Source organism: Streptomyces sp. NPDC005799, assembly GCF_040630525.1.
Lineage (GTDB): Bacteria > Actinomycetota > Actinomycetes > Streptomycetales > Streptomycetaceae > Streptomyces > Streptomyces griseorubiginosus_B.
Map to the genome: position 1 here is coordinate 1 of NZ_JBEXXQ010000001.1, position 22,373 is coordinate 22,373.

The following is a 22,373-nucleotide window of genomic DNA, read 5'->3' on the forward strand; positions in this document are numbered from 1 at the left end:
CGTGGTTTGGCCAAAAAGATAAAAGAATCAAGGGGTTGGCCTGTTTTACCAGGTCAACCCCTTGATCATTCAGGGTGAGTGACGGGACTCGAACCCGCGACATCCTGGACCACAACCAGGTGCTCTACCAGCTGAGCTACACCCACCACGACCAGCGGTTGAGATCTGTGGTTTCCCCGACCGGCCGAGAAAAAGTGTACAGGGTCCGAAGGGGTGCTCGCGCACGGCTTTCGCAGGGGCCCTCCCTGGGCCCCGGGGACGCTACTGAGCAGGCAGGACGTGCTTCGCCGCGATCGTCCTCGCGGTGTCCGAGTCGGGGCCGGGCTGGGGTACGAAGATCGCCTCGCGGTAGTAGCGGAGCTCGGCGATCGACTCGCGGATGTCGGCGAGGGCGCGGTGGTTGCCGTTCTTCTCGGGGCTGTTGAAGTAGGCCCGCGGGTACCAGCGCCGGGCGAGTTCCTTGATGGAGCTGACGTCGACGATGCGGTAGTGGAGGTAGTCCTCGAGGGTGGGCATGTCGCGGAGGAGGAAACCGCGGTCGGTGCCGACCGAGTTGCCGCACAGGGGCGCCTTGCCCGGCTCCTTGACGTGTTCGCGGACATAGGTGAGGACCTGGTCCTCCGCGTCCGCCAGGGTCGTGCCGCCGGGGAGCTCGGCGAGCAGCCCGGACGCGGTGTGCATCTGACGCACCACCTCCGGCATCGTCTCCAGCGCCTGGTCCGGCGGCCGGATGACGATGTCGACTCCCTCGCCGAGTACGTTCAGCTCGGAGTCGGTGACGAGGGCGGCCACCTCGATGAGAGCGTCGTCGGACAGCGAGAGGCCGGTCATCTCGCAGTCGATCCACACCATGCGATCGTTCATGCGACCACCCTAAAGCGGGCGCTCGCTTTTGGGATGCCCGGTGCCGGGGTCGGCGTACCGGGGGAGAGGTACAGGGGGTGGGGCGCAGGGCCCCCGAACGCCGGGCGGGCTGGAATCCGCCCGGCGTTTCGAGTCAGGCTCCGCTGCGCTGGCCCGGCACGCTCGCCCGGCCGGTGACGTACATCTCGCGGCCGTTGTCCACCGACGCCGTCGCGGCGGTCGAGAGGGTCGCTCCCGAACCCACCGCGCTCGCCGCCGCGCGGCGGCTCTGCAGCGGGACCGGGCCCTCCGGGTGGAGGCTCGGACCCGGGGCCGCGGGACCCGGCGTCGGTTCCACGTCCGTAGGCTTGTCGCCCTGCGGGCGGCGGGCCCGGTACGCGGCGCGGTAGGCCGCCGGCGACGAGCCCAGCTGACGGCGGAAGTGGCCGCGCAGGGCCACCGGCGAGCGGAAGCCGCAGCGGCCCGCGACCTCGTCGACCGAGTAGTCGGAGGTCTCCAGGAGACGCTGGGCCTGGAGCACTCGTTGCGTGATCAGCCACTGGAGCGGGGCCGAACCCGTCAGCGAGCGGAAGCGGCGGTCGAAGGTGCGACGGCTCATGTACGCGCGTGCCGCCAGCGTCTCGACGTCGAACTGCTCGTGCAGGTGCTCCAGCGCCCAGGCGACGACCTCGGCGAGCGGGTCGGCGCCGATCTCCTCTGGTAAAGAGCGGTCCAGGTAGCGCTCCTGGCCTCCCGTCCGGCGCGGCGGGACGACGAGACGGCGGGCCAGGGCGCCGGCCGCCTCGTTGCCGTGGTCGGTGCGCACGATGTGGAGGCAGAGGTCGATTCCGGCCGCCGTACCGGCGGACGTCAGTACGTCTCCGTCGTCGACGAAGAGTTCCCTCGGATCCACATGCACCGACGGATAGCGCTTGGCCAGCGTCGGTGCGTACATCCAGTGCGTCGTCGCGGGACGGCCGTCCAGCAGGCCCGCCGCGGCCAGGACGAAGGCGCCGGTGCACAGCCCGACGATGCGGGCGCCTTCCTCGTGCGCCCGACGCAGTGCGTCGAGCGCCTCCTCCGGCGGCGGGGAGGTGATCGAACGCCAGGCCGGCACGACGACCGTCCCGGCGCGTGAGATCGCCTCCAGGCCATGTGGCGCGGTGAGTTCCAGGCCCCCTGTGGTCCGCAGCGGGCCTTCCTCGCCGGCCGCCACCAACAAGCGGTAGCGCGGCACGCCGGCGTCCTGGCGGTCAATCCCGAACACCGACAGCGGAATGGAACTCTCGAAGATGGGGCCGCCGCTGAACAGCAGCACCGCGACGATCTCCTTGCGGCGTCGCCCGGAAAGCTTCCGGGCCGCGGCTTCCGGCGCGGCAGTGGAGTCGTGGCTCATACTGCTAAGCCCCCCTCGGTGGTCGCGGCTCCTCGGTTGTGTCGCTCCTGCACGTTTCCCCTCGGTCCTGCACGAGTCCCCCGCCGTAAGACGTCAAGATCGAATCTACTGTGTCCCGTGGTGCCGGGGTGACCCAGTTCGGGAACCGGCACATTGTCGACATGGCAACTTGGCGTGAAGCATTCGATCACGAAGCGTTGCACTCGTGGGCCGTGCAGGGAAGTGCGCCTTGTCGCAGTGGCCAATCCACATAGGGTGCGCGGGGGCCCGTACCCCCTGTATGTGCAGGTCGAACGGGGGTTGGGGGGTGGTGCCGGGTGGCGACAAGCGGTCGTGTGAAGTTGGCTGAAAAGCGCCGGGCGCGTGCGCGGAAACCGGTCAGCCGACCGGTGTATTTCCACCAGTGTGACGAGCGCCTCTGTGCGCCCCCGTTCCGATCCGGTGCCGACGGCCGCGACGGGGCGCCCGCTCGTCGGTGAGCAGGCGTGCCGCGCCCCGCTCCGACTGGCGCAGCAGCAGCCGGCACGCGGCGGTGACGGCGGCGAGACCGAGGGCGGTGCCCGCGGCACCGGCGAGCGAGGTGCCGTACCAGAGGAGGACCACGGGGACCAGGACGCAGGAGAAGACCGCCCAGCGGACGACATCGGTCGCGGTGTCCTGGGGCGGGTCGGCCGCGCGGGGAGGGTCGGGGGTGCGGTGCGGTGCGGACATGCGTGCTCCCTGGGACGTGGATTACGGGGTTCAACGCGTGTTCGACCGGTCGGTCACTGTACGCCTGCCCCGGTCGGCCGCCGAGTAGGTGAATCCTGTGCGAACCGCCTGTACAGCGCAGCAACCATTGCGTTACGGGCGTCCCCTCGTGCATGCTCCCTGGAACCCCCACGGACCGTGGGCGGGAACTGGGCTAAGGAGGCGTGGCGCCGTACCCTTGGGGGTATGGGGCGGGAAAGATGATTCCCGGACACAGCTCCGCCGCACACTGTCGTCCCTCCCATAAAGGATCAAAACGCCGAGACAGCCATGGCCGGTCACGAATTCTTCGAACCCAGGGACCGCAAGCGGCCCGTCGCCGACCCCACGGCGGCCGAGCCCCTGGCGGCGGAAGAGCCACGCCATTCCTGCGATCCCGCCTTCAAGCACGGCGTGGTCGTCGGTTTCGACGGCTCCACGTCCAGTGAGCGCGCTCTGTCCTACGCCATCGGCATGGCCCATCGCTCCGGCTCGGGCCTGATCATCGTCCATGTAGCCAACCGGCTGCCGACCACGGTGTGGGCGGGCTGTGAGCCGCCGGTCTTCGTGGACGTGCCGGACCACCGCACCGAGGTGCTGGGACTCGAACTCGCCTGCGCCGACTATCTGGCCGAGGTGCCCTGGATCCTGGTCGAGCGCGGCGGTGACATCTGCCATGAACTCGAAGAGGTCGGGCGGGAGTACGAGGCCGACGCGATCGTCGTCGGATCGACGCACGGCATCGTGGGGCGCATCTTCGGCTCCGTCGCGGGGCGGCTCGCCAAGCGGGCGAAGCGGCCCGTCATCGTCATTCCCTGAGTGCCGGTCCGGTCTCCCGGCCCGCACTCCCGACTCACCGTCAACTCCCTGTGTGCAGCCAGAAACTACTCGTGCGTAGAGGTGTTTGTGCCCTTGTGAAGGGCATATACGGATCACCGCACAACTGCACATGCACGAAGGGAGCCCGCCGTGGACAAAGATGTCTCCGCCGGGAGCGCGACCACCACCGTGGTCGGCCGACTCGCCCTGGGAATCACCCTGTTGGCGTTCGGCCTCGGACACACCGACGTGATCAACGGGGTCTCGGCCGCTGACGCGGTGTCACTGGCCCACTATGTAGGCGGCGTCGCGCTGTTCGTCGCCGGTCTGTTCGCCTTCCGCGACCGTGACGCGGTGACAGGTACGGCCTACTCGGCGCTCGGCGCCCTGTGGTTCACCTGGGCCGTCACGGCCGGTAACGCGATGTCCGCCCACGCGGCAGGGCTGTTCCTGCTGCTGTTCGCCCTCGTCACCCTGACCCTGACCCTCGCCGGTGGGGACCAACTCGACCAGGGCGCCTACGGGTTGTTCTTCGTCTCCCTCGTGCTGCTCGCCATCGCGCAGTTCGCGACGAGCGGTTCACTCACGAAGGTCGGCGGCTGGTTCGCCGTGGCGGCGGGGGCCGTTGCCTGGTACGCGGCGACCGCCGCGCTCGCGCACTGGCCGACGGTGCTTCCGCGACGCGCTGCGGGCCGGGGTGTGACGGCCACCGGTTAGCTGCGCCGGCCGGGGGGTGGGCGACTTCCCCGGCGATATGGACGGACCCCCCGTGACTGGTGGCATCACGTGGGGGTCCGTTCTGTTGTGTGGCCTCTGCGGGGCGGTGGGGGCTTGTCGCGCAGTGCCCCGCGCCCCCAAAGACAAAAGCCTCTACTCAACCGTCACTGACTTTGCGAGGTTCCTTGGCTTGTCGATGTCGCGGCCCAGGGCCAAGGCCGTGTGGTAGGCCAGGAGTTGGAGGGGGATGCCCATCAGGATGGGGTCCAGTTCGTCCTCGTTCTTCGGGACGACGATCGTCTCGTCGGCCTTCTCCTGGCGCTGGTGGGCCACCGCCAGGATCCTGCCGCTGCGGGCCTTGATCTCCTCCATCGCGGCGCGGTTCTTCTCCAGGAGGTCGTCGTCGGGGACGATCGCGACCGTGGGGAGGGCCGGTTCGATGAGGGCCAGGGGGCCGTGCTTGAGCTCGGAGGCGGGGTAGGCCTCCGCGTGGATGTAGGAGACCTCCTTGAGCTTCAGGGAGGCCTCGCGGGCCACCGGGTAGCCGCGGACGCGGCCGATGAAGAGCATCGAGCGGGCGTCGGCGTACTGCTCGGCCAGCTTCTTGATCTCCGCCTCCTGCTTCAGGACCTCGGTGATCTGCGCAGGCAGCTTGCGCAGGCCCTCGATGATGCGCTTGCCGTCGCGCACCGAGAGGTCACGGGTACGGCCCAGGTGGAGGGCGAGGAGGGCGAAGGCGACCGTGGTGTTCGTGAAGCACTTGGTGGAGACGACGCAGACCTCCGGGCCCGCGTGGACGTAGATGCCCGCGTCCGCCTCGCGGGCGATCGCCGAGCCGACCACGTTCACGATGCCGAAGACCCGGGCGCCCTTGCGCTTGAGCTCCTGGACGGCGGCGAGGACGTCGTAGGTCTCGCCGGACTGGGAGACGGCCACGTACAGGGTGTCGGGGTCCACCACGGCGTTGCGGTAGCGGAACTCGGAGGCCGGCTCGGCGTCGGCGGGGATGCGGGCCAGCTCCTCGATCATCTGGGCGCCGATCATGCCCGCGTGGTAGCTGGTGCCGCAGCCGAGGATCTTCACCCGGCGGATCTGCCGGGCCTCGCGGGCGTCCAGGTTGAGGCCGCCGAGGTGCACGGTGGAGAAGCGGTCGTCGATCCGGCCGCGCAGGACGCGGTCGACCGCCTCGGCCTGCTCGTGGATCTCCTTGTGCATGTACGTGTCGTGGCCGCCCATGTCGTAGGAGGCCGCCTCCCACTCCACGGTGGTCGGCTCGGACGTCGTACGGGTGCCCTCGGTGGTGTAGGTGCGGAAGTCGTCGGCCTTGAGGGTGGCCATCTCGCCGTCGTCGAGGGTCACTATCTGCCGCGTGTGGGTGACGAGGGCGGCGATGTCGGAGGCGACGAACATCTCCTTCTCGCCGACGCCGAGGACGACCGGGGAGCCGTTTCGCGCCACCACGATGCGGTCGGGGAAGTCGGCGTGCAGCACGGCGATGCCGTACGTGCCCTCGATGACCCGGAGGGTCTCGCGGACCTTCTCCTCCAGGGTCTCGGCCTGGGAGCGGGCGATGAGGTGGGTGAGGACCTCGGTGTCGGTCTCGGAGAGGAACTGCACGCCGTCCGCCTCCAGCTTGCGGCGCAGGTCGGAGGCGTTGTCGATGATGCCGTTGTGGACGACGGCGACCTTGTTCTCCGCGTCCAGGTGCGGGTGGGCGTTGACGTCGGAGGGGGCGCCGTGGGTGGCCCAGCGGGTGTGGGCGATGCCGGTGGTGCCCTTGAAGCGGGCCGGGACCTTCGCCTCCAGGTCGCGCACGCGGCCCTTGGCCTTGACCATCCTCAGACCGGCGGCCTTCGGGGAGGTCACCACGATACCCGCCGAGTCGTAGCCGCGGTATTCGAGGCGCTGCAGGCCCTCCAGCAGGAGGGGAGCCACATCACGCTTCCCGATGTATCCGACGATTCCGCACATACAGATGAGTCCCTCAGCCGTAGACGATGCGGCGCAACTGCCTGAGCGTAAGCTCCGGCGGCGCGACCGCCCGGTATTTCAGGTCCGCCTCGATCCGTTCGAAGATCTCCGCGTTCACCAGGCCCTGGGCCTGCAGCTCGCGGTGGCGGCGACGGACGTACTCGGTGGTCGTCTCGTCGAAGTAGGCGAGCACGTCCTGGATCACCCGCAGCGCCTCGCCCCGGCTCAGGGGCGTGGACCGCGTCAGATGATCGACAAGTTCGTCGTGCACCCGGTAGATCCTGAGGTACCGGAGAGGGTTTCGCAAGAATCCTGCCCGATACCGGGCAAGCTGCTCCTGACGCTCTTTGGTGTTCTTATGAACCTCTGTTTGCGATCTGTCCATCCTGGGTCTTGTGGGCCGTTGCTCATGTGGACGAGTTTCAGTCGTCATGGACATACCTCGTATGGGAGTACCGGAGCAGCTGGCCGAGCGCATGAGCATGGCCGAGCAGCACGAGTACCTGCGCGCGAGATTCTCGCGGCGCAACCTGATGAGAGGCGGGGCCGTCACGATCGGCGCCGTCGCCGGTGGCGCGTTCGTGCCGGGTGCGGTCGCCCAGGCAGCCACGCCGACGCAGAGCCACACCTCGACCGAATACGTCGACGGCTCGCTCGTGGCCCCGTTCGGCCGGCACCTCGCGTTCGGCAACGACGCGAGCACCGAGATCACCGTCTCCTGGCAGGTCCCGGTCGCGGTGAAGAAGCCCTTCATCCGCATCGGCGCCCACCCGTGGGACCTCTCCCGCAAGATCGAAGCCGAGATCCGCACCCTCTACACCCCGGCCGGCGTCGGCGCGAGCGCTGACCACACGCAGTACTACGTGCACGCCAAGCTGACCCACCTGCGCCCGGGCCGGACCTACTACTACGGCGTCGGCCACCAGGGCTTCGACCCGGCCGAGCCGCACCTGCTCGGCACCCTGGGCACCTTCACCACCGCCCCCGACCGCAGCAAGCCGTTCACCTTCACGGCCTTCGGCGACCAGGGCGTCAGCTACCACGGCCTGGCCAACGACAGCCTGATCCTCGGCCAGAACCCGTCCTTCCACCTGCACGCCGGAGACATCGCCTACGCCGACCCGGCCGGGCAGGGCAAGACCGCCGACACCGGCTTCGACTCCCGCGTCTGGGACCAGTTCCTCGCGCAGACCGAGTCGGTCGCCAAGTCCGTGCCGTGGATGGTGAGTTACGGCAACCACGACATGGAGGCCTGGTACTCGCCCAACGGTTACGGCGGCGAGGAGGCCCGCTTCTCGCTCCCGGACAACGGGCCGGACAAGAAGAACCTGCCGGGTGTCTACTCCTTCGTCTACGGCAACACCGCGGTCATCTCGCTGGACCCGAACGACGTCTCCTTCGAGATCCCGGCCAACCTCGGCATCTCCGGCGGCACCCAGACCACGTGGTTCGAGGGGCAGCTGAAGAAGTTCCGGGCGTCGAAGGACATCGACTTCATCGTCGTGTTCTTCCACCACTGCGCCTACTGCACCTCCACCGCGCACGCCTCCGAGGGGGGCGTGCGACAGGAGTGGGTGCCGCTGTTCGAGAAGTACACGGTGGACCTGGTCATCAACGGCCACAACCACCAGTACGAGCGCACCGACGTGATCAAGGGCAACAAGGTCACCAAGAAGCTCCCGATCGGCGAGACCGCGTACCCCGAGACCGAGGGTGTCGTCTACGTGACGGCGGGCGCCGCGGGCCGCAGCCTGTACGCGTTCACCGCGCCGGACTCCTACGAGGGCCACCTGAACGAGGTCGACTCGGTCGCCTCCTTCATCAACACCAAGGACGGCAAGGTCAACGAGACCGTCGCCTGGTCCCGGGTGCGCTACCTCAACTACTCCTTCCTGCGCGTGGACGTCGAGCCCGCGCAGAAGGGGCGTTACGCGAAGCTGAAGGTGTCGGGCATCGCCGAGACCGGTGACCGCATCGACCACTTCACGGTGGCGCGCCGGGCCAAGTAGCTCCCGACGCATGGCAGTCCGTGTGCCCGGAAGGCGGGGCGCACACCCGGCAGGCGGTCCTCGTCGCGCTACATGCGCTTGAGGATCGCCTGTTTGGCCAGCTGGAACTCCTCGTCGGTGAGCACCCCGGTGCGGTGCAGCTCGCCGAGTTCCCGCAGCCGCCGCAGCAGCGCGTCGTGGTCGTGCTCGCGCTCCTCGGCGGGCCCGAGCCGCTTGGGCTCCGCGGGCGGTGCGTCCGCCACGGCCGCCGCCGACGGATGCGGCAGCCGGGCCTGTACGGCCGCGGCGACCAGCGCCATCAGCGGGTCCTTCTTGAAGCCCCACAGCTCCACCGAGTTGGGGTCGTACTTGGCCGGCGCCTTGGTCTGTCCGCCGCGTACGGTGAACCGCAGATGCCCGTTCTCCAGGCCCACCGCGGGCTGCCACTCCACGGCGAGGACGTCCGCGAGGGCCAGGACGCGGTTGCCGGCGGCGGCCTTGGCGTCCTCCGTCTTCCAGTTCCACTCCAGCCGTACCCGCTCGCCGTCGAAGCTCGCCGTGCCGTCCCCGGCGGAGACCGACAGCGGCACGGACGGACCCGGCAGCAGATACTCGTTCACCGGGTCGGAGGGGACCTCGTCCAGCAGCAGGGCGCTCCTGACCTCGTCCGTGAAGTACTCGGCGACGCCATAGCGGTCGGACTCGACGAGGAGTTGGTAGGGGTCGTTGGGCTCGGTGAGGCGTCCGCCGGAGGCGTGCAGGAGCGGGTCGGCGCCGTCGCGCAGCCGGAGTCTCAGCCGCCCCGACTTCTTGCCCTGCTCGAACGAGATCCCGGCCAACGCGCCGAGCGGGACGACGAGTTCACCCAGCGTACGGCGCAGCAGACTGACGTTGCGGTCCCGTCCGGGGGTCAGCCGCAGGGCGTCGCCGTCGAAGGCCCAGGTGCCGTCCTTCTGGATGATTTCCGCCATGGGGTGATTGTTTCACCGCTTCTGCGGGAGAGTGGTCTCTACCAATCCTGGCCCCTGTCGAAGGGAGCTCACGTGAGACGGCACCACAGAAGGGCACCGCGCATGGCCCGAGTTCTCGGATCCCTGCTGCTCGTGGCGGCCGCGGGCGCCTTCACCGCCGGCGCCGCGCCCGCACCCCCGGCGAAGGCGAGCCCGCTCGGCCGGGTGGTTCCGGCGCCCGCGTCGGTCACCCCGGGCGGATCGGCGTACCGCGTCACCCGGGACACCGCGATCCGCGTCCCCGACTCCGGCGCGGGCCGCCGTATCGGCACCTATCTCGCGGACATCCTGCGCCCGTCCACCGGCTACGCGCTGCCGGTGACGTCCCACGGACACCGCTCGGGCATCCAACTCCGGCTGGAGTCCGGCCCGTTCGGCACCGAGGGCTACCGGCTCGTCAGCGGGCGCGGCGGCGTCACCATCACCGCGGCCCGGCCCGCGGGCCTCTTCCACGGCGTGCAGACCCTGCGCCAACTGCTCCCGGCCGCGGTGGAGAAGGACTCGGTGCAGCCGGGGCCCTGGCTGGTCGCGGGCGGCACGATTGTGGACACCCCGCGCTACGCCTACCGGGGCGCGATGCTCGACGTCTCCCGTCACTTCTTCACGGTGGAGCAGGTCAAGCGCTACATCGACCAGCTCGCCCTCTACAAGATCAACGAACTGCACCTGCACCTCAGCGACGACCAGGGCTGGCGCATCGCCGTCAACTCCTGGCCGCGCCTGACCACCTACGGCGGCTCGACCGAGGTCGGCGGCGGCAAGGGCGGCTACTACACCAAGGCCGACTACCAGGAGATCGTCCGCTACGCGGCCTCCCGCTATCTGGAGGTCGTCCCCGAGATCGACATGCCCGGCCACACCAACGCGGCCCTCGCCTCCTACGCCGACCTGAACTGCGACGGAGTGGCACCCCCGCTCTACACCGGCACCGACGTCGGCTTCAGCTCGCTCTGCGTCGGCAAGGAGATCACATACGACTTCGTGGACGACGTGATCCGCGAGCTGGCGGCGATCACCCCGGGCCGCTATCTGCACATCGGCGGCGACGAGGCACAGTCCACCAGCCACGCGGACTACGTGAAGTTCATGGACCGGGTGCAGCCGATCGTCGCCAAGTACGGCAAGACGGTGATCGGCTGGCACCAGCTGACCGGCGCGCACCCGGCCAAGGGGGCCATCGCCCAGTACTGGGGCCTGGACGACACCGACGCGGCGGAGAAGGCACAGGTCGCGAAGGCGGCCCAGAACGGCACCGGGCTGATCCTCTCGCCCGCCGACCGGATCTACCTCGACATGAAGTACACCGAGGACACCCCGCTCGGACAGGACTGGGCCGGACTGGTGGACGTGAAGCGGGCGTACGACTGGGACCCGGGCAGCTACCTCCCCGGGGCACCGGCTTCGGCGATCAGGGGTGTCGAGGCGCCGCTGTGGACCGAGACCATCGTGACGGACGCCGACATCGACTACATGGCTTTCCCGAGGCTTGCGGGCGCCGCCGAGCTCGGCTGGTCACCGGCCGCCACGCACGACTGGGACGCCTACAAGGTGCGGCTCGCGGCGCAGGGCCCCCGGTGGGAGGCGCTCGGCATCGACTACTACCGCTCGCCGCAGGTCCCCTGGCCGGCGAAGTAGGGCCCCGCACAAGGGTCATGGGCTGAACGGGCACCCCGGAGGACCGTACTCCGGGGTGCCCGTCCGTTCCCGGTCAGAACCCGGCGATCGGGTTCTTCAGGTTGCCGACGAGCTGAAGCGCGCCGGAGGGGTCGGCCAGGTCCACCATCTGCCGGTTGTCGCGCAGCTGGAGCCGGTTGAGGCAGGACAGGGCGAACTCGGGGGCGAACAGGTCGTACCGCTCGAACTTCTCGGCGAGTTCCGGCACCGACTCCTGGTACTCGCGGGTGACCTCCGCGACCGTCCGCCAGAAGTCGTCCTCCTCCAGGATCCCCGCGGTGGCCAGGTCGGCCGCGAGGAAGCGGAAGAAGCAGTCGAAGACGTCCGTGAAGACGGACAGGAGTTTCTTGTCCTCGGGGACGTCGACCCGCAGCCGCTCGACCGTCGGCGGCAGCACCGCGTCCGGGTCCATCACGGCGATCTCCTCGGCTATGTCCTTGTAGACCGCCCGCTGCACGACACCGTCCTTCAGGACGAGGATCACGTTCTCGCCGTGCGGCATGTACACCAGGTCGTAGGCGTAGAAGCTGTGCAGCAACGGGGTGTAGTACGCCCGCAGATAGCGCCGCAGCCACTCCGTCGGCGGGAGGCCCGACCGCTCGATCAGGGCGCCCGCGAAACAGGCGCCCTCGTGGTCGACGTGGACGAGGGAGGCCATCGTCGCGAGCGACTCGCCGTCCCGGAGGGAGGCCACCGGGCTCTCCCGCCACAGCGCCGCGAGCATCTTGCGGTACGGCGAGTAGCGGTCGGTCGCCTTCTCGTACTCCAGATGCCGGTAGCCGACGGCGGCCCGCTCGCGGATGACGCCCAGTCCGGTCGACTTGAGCACCGGGTCGCCCTCGATCAGCTGGGCCAGCCAGTCGTTGATGGCCGGGGTCGCCTCCATGTACGCGGCCGAAAGACCGCGCATGAAGCCCATGTTGAGGACCGACAGAGCGGTCTTCACATAGTGCTTCTCGGGGTGGGAGGTGTTGAAGAAGGTCCGGATGGACTGCTGGGCCAGGTACTCGTCCTCGCCCTCGCCGAGACACACCAGGTGGCGGCGGGCGACCTCGGCGGCGAAGGTGACGGTGAGCTTGTTCCACCACTGCCAGGGGTGCACGGGGATGAGCAGGTAGTCCGCCGGGTCGAGACCCTGGTCGCGCAGGATGCCCTCGAAGCGCTCTACGGTCGCCGCGCCCAGTTCCTCCCGTACGAAGGACTCGTACTCGATGCCGACGCCCGCCGTGAACGCGGCACGCGACCGGTGGGCCGCCAGCCAGACGAGCCGGACCGGGCTCGCGGTCTCGGGCGCGTACGACAGGTACTCGTGGACGCCGAAGCCGAGCCGGCCGTTGTTGGCGACGAAGCAGGGGTGGCCCTCGGTCATCCCGGTCTCGATCGCCTGGAAGCCGGACCGGGCCAGCTCGGCGACCGGGATCTGCGGTTTGCTGAGTTTGTAGCAGGTGCCGGAGAGGGTGGAGGAGATCTCCTCGAGGTAGACCGGCAGGATCTCGTCCCTCAGGCCGAGGGAGTCCTTCAGCTCGATGAAGAAGTCCAGTGCGGCGAGCGGGAGTTCACTGCCCTCGCGGTGCCGGGTGATGGAGCCGGCGTCGACCTGCCAGTGGTCGAGGGCGCGGCGGGTGGCGGTGAAGCGGTAGCGGGTGAGGCCGTCGTCGCTGCGGACGACGTACGCGTCCCCGTCCCGCTCCGGTGTGATCAGCCGCTCGTGCGCGAACTCGGCGAGCGCCTTGCGCAGCAGGAGCCGGTTGGCCTTCTCCCAGCGCTCGGGGGAGAGATGGGCGACGGCGTCGGCGAGGGTCATACGAGCACCGCCTTCTCGAACCGCTCCCGGGTGCAGAAGCTCAGCAGTGCCTTCTTCTCCGGCTTCCGTATCTCCCGCTCGGGCACGAACCCGACGGCCGCGTTGAGCGCGTGGACGGCGGTGTTGGAGACGTCGGGCTCGACGACGACACGGTCCACCGCCGGATCCTCGAAGAGGTGCGCCATGACGGCGGTGATGACGGCACGGGTGAAGCCGTGCACGGGCGTGTCGGTCGGCGGGGTGAGGAAGTGCATACCGATGTCCCCCGGCAACGGCTCGTACAGTCCGACGAGTTCACGGTGGGCGGGGTCGTACTTCTCCATCAGGAAGACCGGTTCGCCGTCCCGGTCCAGGCCGAGCAGCGCGTGGTGGTGCTCGTCGGCCGCGATGTCCATGTAGGCGCGCTCGACGTCGACCAGGGTCGCCTCCTGCATCATCCAGAAGGCCGCCTTGGGGTGGGTGACCCAGGAGTGGAGGAGTTCGGCGTCCTTCAGGGGGTCGAGGGGACGGAAGGTGAAGGCGGCTGTTTCGGCGTTCATACGGCGAACTCCTGGAACGCGATCGTCTTCTCCACCGGGTAGTACTCGGTGCCGAGCAGCTCACGGATGATGTAGCTGTTGCGGTAGGCGCCCATGCCCAGGTCGGGGCTGGTGACGCTGTGGGTGTGGACGCCGGCGTTCTGCAGGAAGACGCCGCGGCCCGTGACGTCGATGGCGTAGTTGCGGGCGACGTCGAACCGGCCGTGCCCGTCGAAGCGGATTCGGTCGCGGACCGGCTCGAGGAAGGCCGGCGGCTGGTAGTGATAGCCGGTGGCCAGGACCAGACCCTCGGTCCGGATCTCGAAGTCCTTGTCCTGCTCGTCCTGATGGAAGCCCAGGCTGTAGACGCCGTTGTCGTAACCGGCGCTGGTGAGTGAGGAGTTCGTCAGCAGCCGCGTGGGAACGGGCCCTTGGATGTTCTTCTGGTAGAGCAGGTCGAAGATCGAGTCGATCAGGTCCGAGTTGATGCCCTTGAAGAGGCCCTTCTGCTGCTTCTCCAGCCGGTAGCGGGTTTCCTCGGGCAGGGCGCGGAAGTAGTCGATGTAGTCCGGGGACGTCATCTCCAGCGTCAGCTTGGTGTATTCGAGAGGAAAGAAGCGCGGGGAGCGCGTCACCCAGTTGAGCTGGTAGCCGTGAACGTCGATCTCGGCCAGCAGCTCGTAGTAGATCTCCGCGGCGCTCTGGCCGCTGCCCACGATCGTGATGGACCGCTTGTCCAGCAGCTCGGCCTTGCGGTGCATGTACTGGGCGTTGTGGAAGAGATCACCGGCCAGCCCTCTGCACACCTGCGGGACGAAGGGGACCGTACCCGTACCCAGGACCAGATGACGGGCCCGGAACGTGTCGCCGCTCTCCGTGCGCACGAGGTAGTGGCCGTCCTCGTACGTCACCTCGCTCACCGTCGTGTCGAAGCGGACGCTGCTCAGCTTGCTCGCCGCCCAGCGGCAGTAGTCGTCGTACTCGACCCGCAGCGGGTAGAAGTTCTCGCGGATGTAGAACGAGTACAGCCGTCCCTTCTCCTTGAGGTAGTTGAGGAAGGAGTACGGGGAGGTCGGGTCGGCGAGGGTGACCAGGTCCGACATGAACGGGGTCTGCAGGTGGGCGCCGTCCAGGAACATGCCCGCGTGCCACTCGAAGTCGGGCTTCGACTCCAGGAAGACGCCGTCGAGTTCGGCGATGGGCTCGGTCAGACAGGCCAGGCCCAGGTTGAAGGGGCCGAGCCCGATGCCCACGAAGTCGTGGGTGCGCGGGGCGGGTTCAGGAAGCGCGGTCAAGGGACTCTCCCAGGTACTGCTCGGCGTGGCCGGCGATCAGGTCGAGGACGGCGGCGATGTCGGACGCCTGTGTCTCGGGGTTGAGCAGGGTGAACTTCAGGTAGTGGCGGCCGCCCACCTTGGTGCCCGCGACCACCGCGTCCCCGGAGGCGAACAGGGCCTTGCGGGCGTGGAGGTTGGCCCGGTCGATCTCGGCGGGGTCGGTGACGGCGGCGGGGATGTAGCGGAAGACCAGCGTGGACAGGCTCGGGCGGACGACCACGTCGAAGCGGGGGTCGGCCGCGAGGTGCCGCCAGCCCTCCTCCGCCAGGTCGCACACCTCGTCGAAGAGTTCGCCGATGCCGTCGGCGCCCATGACCCTCAGCGTCATCCACAGCTTGAGGGCGTCGAAGCGGCGGGTGGTCTGCAGGGACTTGTCGACCTGGTTGGGGATGCGTTCCTGCACCATCCGGCGGGGGTTGAGGTACTCCGCGTGGTAGGTGGCGTGGCGCAGGGTCGAGCCGTCCCGGACCAGCACGGCGGAGGAACTCACCGGCTGGAAGAAGGACTTGTGGTAGTCGACGGTGACCGAGTCGGCGCGCTCGATGCCCGCGAGGCGGTCGCGGTACTTCAGGGAGGCGAGCAGCCCGCAGCCGTAGGCCGCGTCGACGTGGAGCCAGGTGCCGTACTGGGCGCACAGCTCGGCGATCTCGGGCAGCGGGTCGATGGAGCCGAAGTCGGTGGTGCCGGCGGTGGCGACGACGGCCATGGGGACGAGGCCGTCGCGGCGGCAGCGCTCCAGCTCGTGGGCGAGGGCGACGGTCTGCATGCGCTGGTCGTGGTCGACGGGGACCGAGACCACCGACTCCTGACCGAGGCCGAGCAGTTTCGCCGACTTCTTCACGCTGAAGTGGCTGACCTCGGAGGCGAAGACACGCAGTCTGGCGAGGGAGTCGCTCTTGGCCTCCTCCCTCGCCAGCAGCAGCGCCTGCAGGTTGGACTGGGTGCCGCCGGAGGTGAACACGCCGTCTCCGGCCGAGCCGAGGCCGATGCGTTCGGCCGTCCAGTCGATGAGCTTGCGTTCGATGAGGGTGCCGCCGGCCGACTGGTCCCAGGTGTCGAGGGAGGAGTTGACGGCCGACAGGACGGCCTCGCCGAGCACGGCCGGGATCACGACCGGGCAGTTGAGGTGGGCGAGGTAGCGGGGGTGGTGGAAGTAGACCGCGTCGCGGAGGTAGACGTCCTCCAGTTCGTCCAGGACCAGGCCGGCGTCACCCAGCGGCCGGTCCAGGTCGATGGCGTCGATCCGGGGGGCGAGGGCGTCGACGGTGACACCGGTGAACGGACGGTCGGTGGTGGCGAGTTTGGCCGCCACCCGCTCGACTCCTTCGGTCACGGAGCGGCGGTAGTGCTCCGCGGTCAGGTCATTGAGCAGGTGCGAGCGCATGTGGGGGTCCTCCGGTGGGGACAGTCCGAGCGGGTGGGTGAGGGGCGAAGTCACGGCTTCAAGGTCGAACTTAGGTTAGCCTAACCTAAGTTACAATCCCTTGATCCTGGCCCTCCCGTGACCGCCGTCACTCCTGCTCGCGCAGCTGCTCCTCGCTCAGGCCCTGGCGCCAGTAACCGACGAAGGTGACCCGCCGCCGGTCGATCCCGCGCTCCCCGACGAAGTGCCGGCGCAGCTGCTTCACGCACCCCGACTCGCCCGCGATCCAGACGTACGGCCTTTCGGCAGCGGGGAGTCGGGCGGCGCGCAGGGCGTCGAGGGCCATGGGGGACCCCTCGACGCCGTCCGTGTCCTGGACCAGCCAGGTGATCTCGGCGTCCGCCTCGGTCGCCAGGTCCTGGATGTTCCCGGCCTCGCGCACCTCCAGCCAGACGCGGGCGCGGGCGCCGGCCGGCAGGGACTCGAGGATCGCCGACACCGCGGGCAGGGCGGTCTCGTCGCCCCAGATCAGCGTCAGGTCGGTGTCCTCGGGCGGGCGGAAGCGGATCGCGCGGTTGTCCGCGACCGCCGGGCCGAGCAGCACGACCCGGTCACCGGCGGCGGCGCGCGCGGCCCAGGCGGACGCGGGCCCGGCCGGGGTGTGCAGCACGAAGTCGACGTCGATCTCGTCCGGGTCGCGGCGCAGGCTCCGCAGGGTGTACGAACGCATCACCGCCCGTACGTCGTCGGGGAGTTCACGCCACGCCTGCCACCAACTGTCGCCCAGCTCATAAGGGACGGCGGGCTCGCTCTGCCCGGGCTGGGGGAGGAAGAGGGACAGCGACTGGTCGCGTCCCTCGGAGCGGAAGTACCGCAGGTCGTCCCCGGCGAAGGTGACCCGGACCAGGGACGGGCCGAGCCGCCTCGTCCGTACGACCTGCAGCGGGAAGAAACGGAACGGGGCGGCCACGGCCGTAGTCATGTCAGCTGACCTTCTTCGCCTTCTCGATGGCCTCGGCGAGGCTCGTGAGCAACGGCACGCACTTGTCGTACGACAGGATCGGCTCGGGGTTGCGGGCGATGACCTGGCCGGCCTTCACGGCGGGCAGCTTCTTCCAGGTCGCCTCGGTGATGTCGGCTGGCTGGATGGCGGAGGTCCGGTTGTCCATCATGATGATGTCCGCCGGGTACTTGTCGACGTTCTCCCAGCTCAGCGACTCGTACCAGCCGCCGCCCTTCGCCTTGGCCTTCTCCGAGGGCTCGACGAAGTCCACGCCGAGGGCCTTGAAGTACTCCAGGTCGATGGAGAGGTCGGAGCCGGAGACGTAGAAGAGGTCCTGGCTCGCGGAACCGGCCATCACCTTGATGCCGGGCTTGGCCTTGGCGGCCGCGCGCAGCCGGGCCGCCGCGTCCTCGAACCGCTTCTTCGCCCCGGTCACCCTGCTGGACGCGGTGTCCGCGCCGAGGGACTTGGCGAGCGCGAGCATCCGCTGCAGCGGCTCGGTCAGCTGGCGGTCGTAGACGGAGATGCCGACGCCGGGCGCGCCGACGGCGAGGATCTTCTTCTTGGACTCGTCCGGGACGTACCAGAGCGTGCCCGCGTCGTCGAACATCGTGGAGATCAGGACGTCGGGCTGGAGGGCCGCGTACTTCTCGATGTTGAACTGGCCCCACTCGTTGCCCAGCACGGTGACCTTGCTGACGTCCATGTCGCCGGCCTGGACGTCGGCCTTGCCGTCCTTGGTCGTCGTCGGGCCGAAGACGCCCTTGGCCCGGATGCCGTAGTCGTACAGCGCGGCGGCGACGCCGACGAACGCCACGATGGCCGAGGGGACCTTGTCGGCCTTCGCGGTCTCGCCGCGGTCGTCCTTGAAGGACCAGGGGCCGGTCTCGGCGGCGGCCGTCCCGTCGCCGGAGCCACTGCTTTTCGCCTTGTCGTCCCCGCAGGCGGCGAGCGCGGCCCCGAGGCCGAGGGCGCCACCCGTGGCCAGGATGCCGCGGCGGGTCGGATGGGTGGCACGGGCAAAAGGCATGGGTATGGCTGCTTTCGAACGGGGCGGAGCGCCCGCCGGACACGTCTAAGTGAGGTTAGCCTAACCTCAGCTGATGTCCAGAGGGTGGTCGGCCCCGTCTCCCGGCCGGCCTACCCCGCGAGCCCCAACTCCCGTGCGATCAGCATCCGCTGGACCTCGCTGGTGCCCTCGCCGATCTCGAGGATCTTGGAGTCGCGCCACATACGGGCCACCGGGTACTCGTTCATGAAGCCGTAGCCGCCGTGGATCTGGGTCGCGTCACGGGCGTTGTCCACCGCGACCGTGGAGGAGTACAGCTTCGCCAGCGCCGCCTCCTTCTTGAAGGGCGCGCCGCTGACCAGCCGGGCGGCCGCGTCACGCCAGGCGAGGCGGGCCGTGTGGGCCTTCATCTCCATGTCGGCGATCTTGAACTGGATCGCCTGGTTGGCGCCGATCGGCCGCCCGAACGCGTGCCGCTCCTTGGCGTACTTCACCGACTCGTCCACGCAGCCCTGCGCCAGACCGGTGCCGAGGGCGGCGATCGCGATCCGGCCCTCGTCCAGGATGCGCAGGAACTGGGCGTAACCACGGCCCTGTTCGCCCAGCAGGTTGGCGGCGGGCACCCGGACGTCCTGGAAGGACAGCTCACGGGTGTCGGAGGCGTTCCAGCCGACCTTCGAGTACGGCGGCGCGACCGTGAAGCCCGGGGTGCCGGAGGGGACGATGATCGAGGAGATCAGCGGCTTGCCGTCGGGCTTGCGGCCGGTGACCGCGGTGACCGTGACCAACCCGGTGATGTCCGTGCCGGAGTTGGTGATGAAGCACTTGGTGCCGTTGATCACCCACTCGTCCGTCTCCGCGTCCAGCCGGGCCGTCGTGCGCGTCGCCCCCGCGTCCGAGCCGCCGTCCGGCTCGGTCAGGCCGAAGGCGCCCAGGATCTCGCCGGAGCACAGCCGGGGCAGCCAGGTCCGCTTCTGCTCCTCGGTGCCGAACAGATGCAGCGGCATCGCGCCAAGGGAGACACCGGCCTCCAGCGTGATGGCGACGGAGGAGTCGACACGGGCCAGCTCCTCCAGCGCCACGCCCAACGCCAGATAGTCGCCGCCCATGCCGCCGTACTCCTCCGGGAACGGCAGCCCGAACAGGCCCATGCGGCCCATCTCGCGGACGATCTCGTACGGGAACTCGTGCCGCTCGTAGAAATCGCCGATCTTGGGCGCCACCACCTCGTGCGCGAACTCCTCGACGGTGCGCCGGAGTTCCTCCAGCTCGGGGGAGAGTCGGTAGTCCATGGCTGTGATCACTGCTCCTGGTGGGAGAGGGCTCGGACGGTGCGGGACGGGCTGGGTCGGCCCAGGTGGTCGGCCATCCACACGCTGGTGGCGACGAGGCGGCCGAGGTCGACTCCGGTGTCGATGCCGAGACCTTGAAGCATCCACACGAGGTCTTCGGTGGCGAGGTTGCCGGTGGCGGACTTGGCGAACGGGCAGCCGCCGAGCCCGCCGGCGGAGGCGTCGACGGTGGTGACGCCGTGCCGCAGCGCGGCCAGGGTGTTGGCGAGGGCCTGGCCGTAGGTGTCGTGGAAGTGCACGCCGAGGGAGGCGGTGGGCACGCCGGCCTCGTTCAGCTCGGTCAGCAGGGCCGACACATGCCCCGGGGTCGCCACGCCGATCGTGTCGCCGAGGCTCAGCTCGTCGCACCCCATGTCGACCAGTGCCCGGCACACCCGTACGACCTGGGCGACCGGCACCGCCCCCTCCCACGGGTCGCCGAAGCACATGGAGAGATAGCCGCGGACGTGCCCGCCCTCGGCCTTCGCCCGCCCCACCACCGGCTCGAACATCGCCAGCGCCTCGTCCACCGTGCGGTTGAGGTTGGCCTTGGCGAAGGACTCGGTGGCGCTGGCGAAGACGGCGACCCGGCGGGCGCCGAGCGCGAGGGCGCGGTCCAGGCCGCGCTCGTTCGGCACGAGCACCGGCAGATCCACGGGCAGGTCCGAGATCCGCGGGAACAGCTGCTCCGCGTCCGCGAGTTGGGGCACCCACTTGGGGTGCACGAAGCTGGTCGCCTCGATCGTCGTCAGCCCCGCGTCGGCCAGGCGGCGCACGAACTCCGCCTTCACCTCCGTCGGCACCGTCGCCTTCTCGTTCTGCAGCCCGTCCCGCGCGCCGACCTCGTGGATCCGCACCCGCGGGGGCAGGTCCTGGTCCGGTACGACCATGGGGAGAGTCACTGGGCCTCCTCTGCCGAGCTCTCCAGCGGGGTGATGACCGCGAGCACCTGGTCCATGGCGACCGTGGTACCCGGCGTGACGTCCAGTTCGGCGACCGTGCCGGCGTGCGGGGCGGAGATGACGTGCTCCATCTTCATCGCCTCCACCACCAGCAGGCTCTGGCCGGCGCTCACCTCGTCCCCGACGGCCACCTTCACGACCGTGACCGTCCCCGGCATCGGTGCCGTCAGCGAGTCGGCGCCCGCGTGCGCCGCGTGCGTGAGGGACGCGGCCACGGGGTCGTGGTCCCGCACCTGCCAGGCATCGCCGTCCCGGCCGATCCACTCGCCGGCCCGGTGGAAGGTGTGCCGGACGCCGTCGAGGATCACCGAGACGGTGTCGTCGGTGACGGTGTGGGCGCCGCGCGGCACATGGGCGACGGGATCCTGGACCCGCAGGTGGAAGGCGAGCGGCTTGGCCACACCGCCCAGCCGCCAGCCGCTCGGCACCGAGAAGGGGTCCGTCCAGCCCTCCCCGCGCGGCCTCAGCGCCTGAAGACGTACGGCGGCGGCGGCCTCGTACACCTCCTCCGGTACCTCCGTGGAGACCAGGTCGTCCACCACGCGCTCCACCAGCCCGGTGTCCAACTCGCCCGCCACCACCGCCGGATGCGCGAGCAGCCGCCGCACGAACCCCGCGTTGGTCTGCACGCCCAGCGTGACCGTCCCGGCGAGGGCGGCCCGCAGCTTGCGCAGAGCGGTCTCGCGGTCCGGGCCGTACGCGATCACCTTGGACAGCATCGGGTCGTACAGCGAGCCGACCTCCGTGCCCTCGCTGAGCCCGGAGTCGGTGCGGACCCCGTCGCCCTGGGGCTCGGCCAGCCGCAACACCGTGCCGCCGGTGGGCAGGAAGCCGCGCGCCGGGTCCTCGGCGCACACACGGGCCTCGATCGCGTGCCCGGTCAGCGTGATGTCGTCCTGCCCGAAGGCCAGCCGCTCACCTGCCGCGACCCGCAGCTGCCACTCCACCAGGTCCAGGCCCGTGACCAGTTCGGTGACCGGGTGCTCCACCTGGAGGCGGGTGTTCATCTCCATGAAGAAGAACGAGGAGACGGGGGGTTCGGGGGGTGTCCCCCCGACAGGCGCAGTGCCGCCCGGCACGATGAACTCCACCGTGCCCGCGCCCCGGTAACCGCAGGAGCGGGCCGCCTGGACGGCCGCCTCACCCATCGCGGCCCGGCTCTCCTCGTCGAGCAGCACACTCGGCGCCTCCTCGACGACCTTCTGGTGCCGGCGCTGCAGCGAGCACTCGCGCTCGCCGAGGTGGACGACGTTCCCGTGGCCGTCCGCCAGCACCTGGATCTCGATGTGCCGGGGCCGGTCCACCCACCGCTCCACGAGCAGGGTGTCGTCGCCGAAGGAGGTCCGGGCCTCCCGGCGGGCGGCGGCGATCTCCTCGTCCAGCACGGCGAGGTCCCGCACCAGCCGCATGCCCTTGCCGCCACCGCCGGCCGACGGCTTGAGCAGCACGGGCGCACCCAACGCGCGGGCCGCCTCGGCCAGTTCGGGGTCGCGTCCGCCGGGCACGACCGGCACCCCGGCCGCCCGCACGGTCTCCTTGGCGCGGATCTTGTCGCCCATGAGGGCGATGGCCTCGGCGGGCGGTCCGATGAAGACCAGCCCCGCGTCGGCGCACGCGCGCGCGAAGGCCGCGTTCTCCGCGAGGAAGCCGTATCCCGGGTGGACCGCCTGGGCGCCGCTGCGGGAGGCGGCCTCCAGGAGCCGCTCGATGGACAGATAGCTCTCGGCGGCCGGTGCCGGGCCGAGCCGTACCGCCGTGTCGGCCTCCCGGACGTGCCGGGCGTCGGCGTCCGCGTCGGAGAAGACGGCCACCGAGCGCACGCCCAGCGAGCGGAGCGTCCGGATCACCCGGACGGCGATCTCGCCCCGGTTGGCCACCAGCACTGTGTCGAACATGGGT

The 22,373-nt window shown here is 69.7% G+C and carries 19 protein-coding genes and 1 tRNA gene; 4 read left to right on the plus strand and 16 right to left on the minus strand.

Translation table 11 applies throughout. The features are described from left to right. Positions 1-73 precede the first annotated feature (73 nt). The 4 genes from ABZ453_RS00005 to ABZ453_RS00020 form a co-directional block, all read right to left on the minus strand. Positions 74-146 (minus strand) — tRNA-His (locus ABZ453_RS00005). Positions 147-261: 115 nt separating this feature from the next. Beyond that, a complete protein-coding gene (gene orn / locus ABZ453_RS00010) occupies positions 262-864 on the minus strand; it encodes an oligoribonuclease (protein ID WP_208782675.1) in 603 nt (200 codons plus the stop codon). A 133-nt stretch (positions 865-997) separates the two neighbouring features. Then, complete coding sequence (locus tag ABZ453_RS00015) at positions 998-2,239, minus strand: helix-turn-helix domain-containing protein (protein ID WP_359009914.1); 1,242 nt, start codon at positions 2,237-2,239, stop codon at positions 998-1,000. A 378-nt stretch (positions 2,240-2,617) separates the two neighbouring features. Further along, positions 2,618-2,950: a hypothetical protein gene (locus ABZ453_RS00020; RefSeq protein WP_359009915.1), complete on the minus strand. Its 333-nt coding sequence runs from the start codon at positions 2,948-2,950 to the stop codon at positions 2,618-2,620. A 309-nt stretch (positions 2,951-3,259) separates the two neighbouring features. Here ABZ453_RS00020 and ABZ453_RS00025 point away from each other — a divergent pair, with 309 nt between their 5' ends. Then, the gene (locus tag ABZ453_RS00025; protein WP_359009917.1) at positions 3,260-3,787 is read left to right on the plus strand and encodes a universal stress protein; all 528 of its coding nucleotides are present in this window, start codon (positions 3,260-3,262) and stop codon (positions 3,785-3,787) included. A gap of 150 nt (positions 3,788-3,937) precedes the next feature. Beyond that, on the plus strand, positions 3,938-4,504 hold the full coding sequence (locus tag ABZ453_RS00030; RefSeq protein ID WP_133040766.1) for a GPR1/FUN34/YaaH family transporter: 567 nt from the start codon (positions 3,938-3,940) through the stop codon (positions 4,502-4,504). A 153-nt stretch (positions 4,505-4,657) separates the two neighbouring features. Here ABZ453_RS00030 and glmS read toward each other — a convergent pair whose 3' ends face one another. Beyond that, positions 4,658-6,475 (minus strand): glutamine--fructose-6-phosphate transaminase (isomerizing), encoded by a 1,818-nt coding sequence (gene glmS, locus ABZ453_RS00035; RefSeq protein ID WP_359009919.1) that lies wholly within the window; start codon positions 6,473-6,475, stop codon positions 4,658-4,660. A 13-nt stretch (positions 6,476-6,488) separates the two neighbouring features. Next, positions 6,489-6,746: a hypothetical protein gene (locus tag ABZ453_RS00040; protein ID WP_133040768.1), complete on the minus strand. Its 258-nt coding sequence runs from the start codon at positions 6,744-6,746 to the stop codon at positions 6,489-6,491. Positions 6,747-6,921: 175 nt separating this feature from the next. Here ABZ453_RS00040 and ABZ453_RS00045 point away from each other — a divergent pair, with 175 nt between their 5' ends. After that, positions 6,922-8,484, plus strand: a complete 1,563-nt coding sequence (locus ABZ453_RS00045) for a metallophosphoesterase family protein (protein ID WP_359009922.1) — start codon at positions 6,922-6,924, stop codon at positions 8,482-8,484. 68 nt (positions 8,485-8,552) lie between these two features. Here the strand turns inward: ABZ453_RS00045 and ABZ453_RS00050 are convergent, their stop codons facing one another. Then, positions 8,553-9,434 carry a DUF4429 domain-containing protein gene (locus tag ABZ453_RS00050; protein WP_359009924.1) on the minus strand — a complete coding sequence of 294 codons (882 nt, stop codon included), beginning with the start codon at positions 9,432-9,434 and terminating at the stop codon, positions 8,553-8,555. A 102-nt stretch (positions 9,435-9,536) separates the two neighbouring features. Between ABZ453_RS00050 and ABZ453_RS00055 the strand changes: the two genes are divergently transcribed. Next, entirely contained in the window at positions 9,537-11,108 is a 1,572-nt protein-coding gene (locus tag ABZ453_RS00055) for a beta-N-acetylhexosaminidase (RefSeq protein ID WP_359009926.1), read from the plus strand. Positions 11,109-11,181: 73 nt separating this feature from the next. Here the strand turns inward: ABZ453_RS00055 and ABZ453_RS00060 are convergent, their stop codons facing one another. The 9 genes from ABZ453_RS00060 to ABZ453_RS00100 form a co-directional block, all read right to left on the minus strand. Beyond that, on the minus strand, positions 11,182-12,951 hold the full coding sequence (locus ABZ453_RS00060) for an IucA/IucC family siderophore biosynthesis protein (RefSeq protein ID WP_359009928.1): 1,770 nt from the start codon (positions 12,949-12,951) through the stop codon (positions 11,182-11,184). Then, positions 12,948-13,490, minus strand: coding sequence for a GNAT family N-acetyltransferase (locus tag ABZ453_RS00065; protein ID WP_359009930.1), 543 nt, complete (start codon positions 13,488-13,490; stop codon positions 12,948-12,950). Before ABZ453_RS00065 ends, ABZ453_RS00060 begins: the two co-directional genes overlap by 4 nt. Continuing rightward, a complete protein-coding gene (locus ABZ453_RS00070) occupies positions 13,487-14,764 on the minus strand; it encodes a lysine N(6)-hydroxylase/L-ornithine N(5)-oxygenase family protein (protein WP_359009932.1) in 1,278 nt (425 codons plus the stop codon). Before ABZ453_RS00070 ends, ABZ453_RS00065 begins: the two co-directional genes overlap by 4 nt. Further along, the gene (gene desA, locus ABZ453_RS00075; RefSeq protein WP_359010560.1) at positions 14,748-16,190 is read right to left on the minus strand and encodes a lysine decarboxylase DesA; all 1,443 of its coding nucleotides are present in this window, start codon (positions 16,188-16,190) and stop codon (positions 14,748-14,750) included. The genes ABZ453_RS00070 and desA overlap by 17 nt, the downstream gene beginning before the upstream one ends. A 127-nt stretch (positions 16,191-16,317) precedes the next feature. Beyond that, the gene (locus ABZ453_RS00080) at positions 16,318-17,151 is read right to left on the minus strand and encodes a siderophore-interacting protein (protein WP_359009934.1); all 834 of its coding nucleotides are present in this window, start codon (positions 17,149-17,151) and stop codon (positions 16,318-16,320) included. A 1-nt stretch (position 17,152) separates the two neighbouring features. Next, positions 17,153-18,202: an ABC transporter substrate-binding protein gene (locus ABZ453_RS00085; RefSeq protein ID WP_359009936.1), complete on the minus strand. Its 1,050-nt coding sequence runs from the start codon at positions 18,200-18,202 to the stop codon at positions 17,153-17,155. A 110-nt stretch (positions 18,203-18,312) separates the two neighbouring features. Next, on the minus strand, positions 18,313-19,473 hold the full coding sequence (locus ABZ453_RS00090; protein WP_358593815.1) for an acyl-CoA dehydrogenase family protein: 1,161 nt from the start codon (positions 19,471-19,473) through the stop codon (positions 18,313-18,315). Positions 19,474-19,481: 8 nt separating this feature from the next. Further along, a complete protein-coding gene (locus ABZ453_RS00095) occupies positions 19,482-20,414 on the minus strand; it encodes a hydroxymethylglutaryl-CoA lyase (protein ID WP_359009938.1) in 933 nt (310 codons plus the stop codon). Beyond that, complete coding sequence (locus ABZ453_RS00100) at positions 20,411-22,369, minus strand: biotin carboxylase N-terminal domain-containing protein (protein WP_359009939.1); 1,959 nt, start codon at positions 22,367-22,369, stop codon at positions 20,411-20,413. The genes ABZ453_RS00095 and ABZ453_RS00100 overlap by 4 nt, the downstream gene beginning before the upstream one ends. Between the last annotated feature and the right edge of the window lie 4 nt (positions 22,370-22,373).

Excerpts from the sequence above, each read along its gene's own strand:
- orn (WP_208782675.1), bottom strand. The coding sequence starts at position 864 with ATGAACGATCGCATGGTGTGGATCGACTGCGAGATGACCGGCCTCTCG.
- ABZ453_RS00015 (WP_359009914.1), bottom strand. The coding sequence starts at position 2,239 with ATGAGCCACGACTCCACTGCCGCGCCGGAAGCCGCGGCCCGGAAGCTT.
- ABZ453_RS00020 (WP_359009915.1), bottom strand. The coding sequence starts at position 2,950 with ATGTCCGCACCGCACCGCACCCCCGACCCTCCCCGCGCGGCCGACCCG.
- ABZ453_RS00025 (WP_359009917.1), top strand. The coding sequence starts at position 3,260 with ATGGCCGGTCACGAATTCTTCGAACCCAGGGACCGCAAGCGGCCCGTC.
- glmS (WP_359009919.1), bottom strand. The coding sequence starts at position 6,475 with ATGTGCGGAATCGTCGGATACATCGGGAAGCGTGATGTGGCTCCCCTC.
- ABZ453_RS00045 (WP_359009922.1), top strand. The coding sequence starts at position 6,922 with ATGGGAGTACCGGAGCAGCTGGCCGAGCGCATGAGCATGGCCGAGCAG.
- ABZ453_RS00050 (WP_359009924.1), bottom strand. The coding sequence starts at position 9,434 with ATGGCGGAAATCATCCAGAAGGACGGCACCTGGGCCTTCGACGGCGAC.
- ABZ453_RS00055 (WP_359009926.1), top strand. The coding sequence starts at position 9,537 with ATGGCCCGAGTTCTCGGATCCCTGCTGCTCGTGGCGGCCGCGGGCGCC.
- ABZ453_RS00060 (WP_359009928.1), bottom strand. The coding sequence starts at position 12,951 with ATGACCCTCGCCGACGCCGTCGCCCATCTCTCCCCCGAGCGCTGGGAG.
- ABZ453_RS00065 (WP_359009930.1), bottom strand. The coding sequence starts at position 13,490 with ATGAACGCCGAAACAGCCGCCTTCACCTTCCGTCCCCTCGACCCCCTG.
- desA (WP_359010560.1), bottom strand. The coding sequence starts at position 16,190 with ATGCGCTCGCACCTGCTCAATGACCTGACCGCGGAGCACTACCGCCGC.
- ABZ453_RS00080 (WP_359009934.1), bottom strand. The coding sequence starts at position 17,151 with ATGACTACGGCCGTGGCCGCCCCGTTCCGTTTCTTCCCGCTGCAGGTC.
- ABZ453_RS00085 (WP_359009936.1), bottom strand. The coding sequence starts at position 18,202 with ATGCCTTTTGCCCGTGCCACCCATCCGACCCGCCGCGGCATCCTGGCC.
- ABZ453_RS00090 (WP_358593815.1), bottom strand. The coding sequence starts at position 19,473 with ATGGACTACCGACTCTCCCCCGAGCTGGAGGAACTCCGGCGCACCGTC.
- ABZ453_RS00100 (WP_359009939.1), bottom strand. The coding sequence starts at position 22,369 with ATGTTCGACACAGTGCTGGTGGCCAACCGGGGCGAGATCGCCGTCCGG.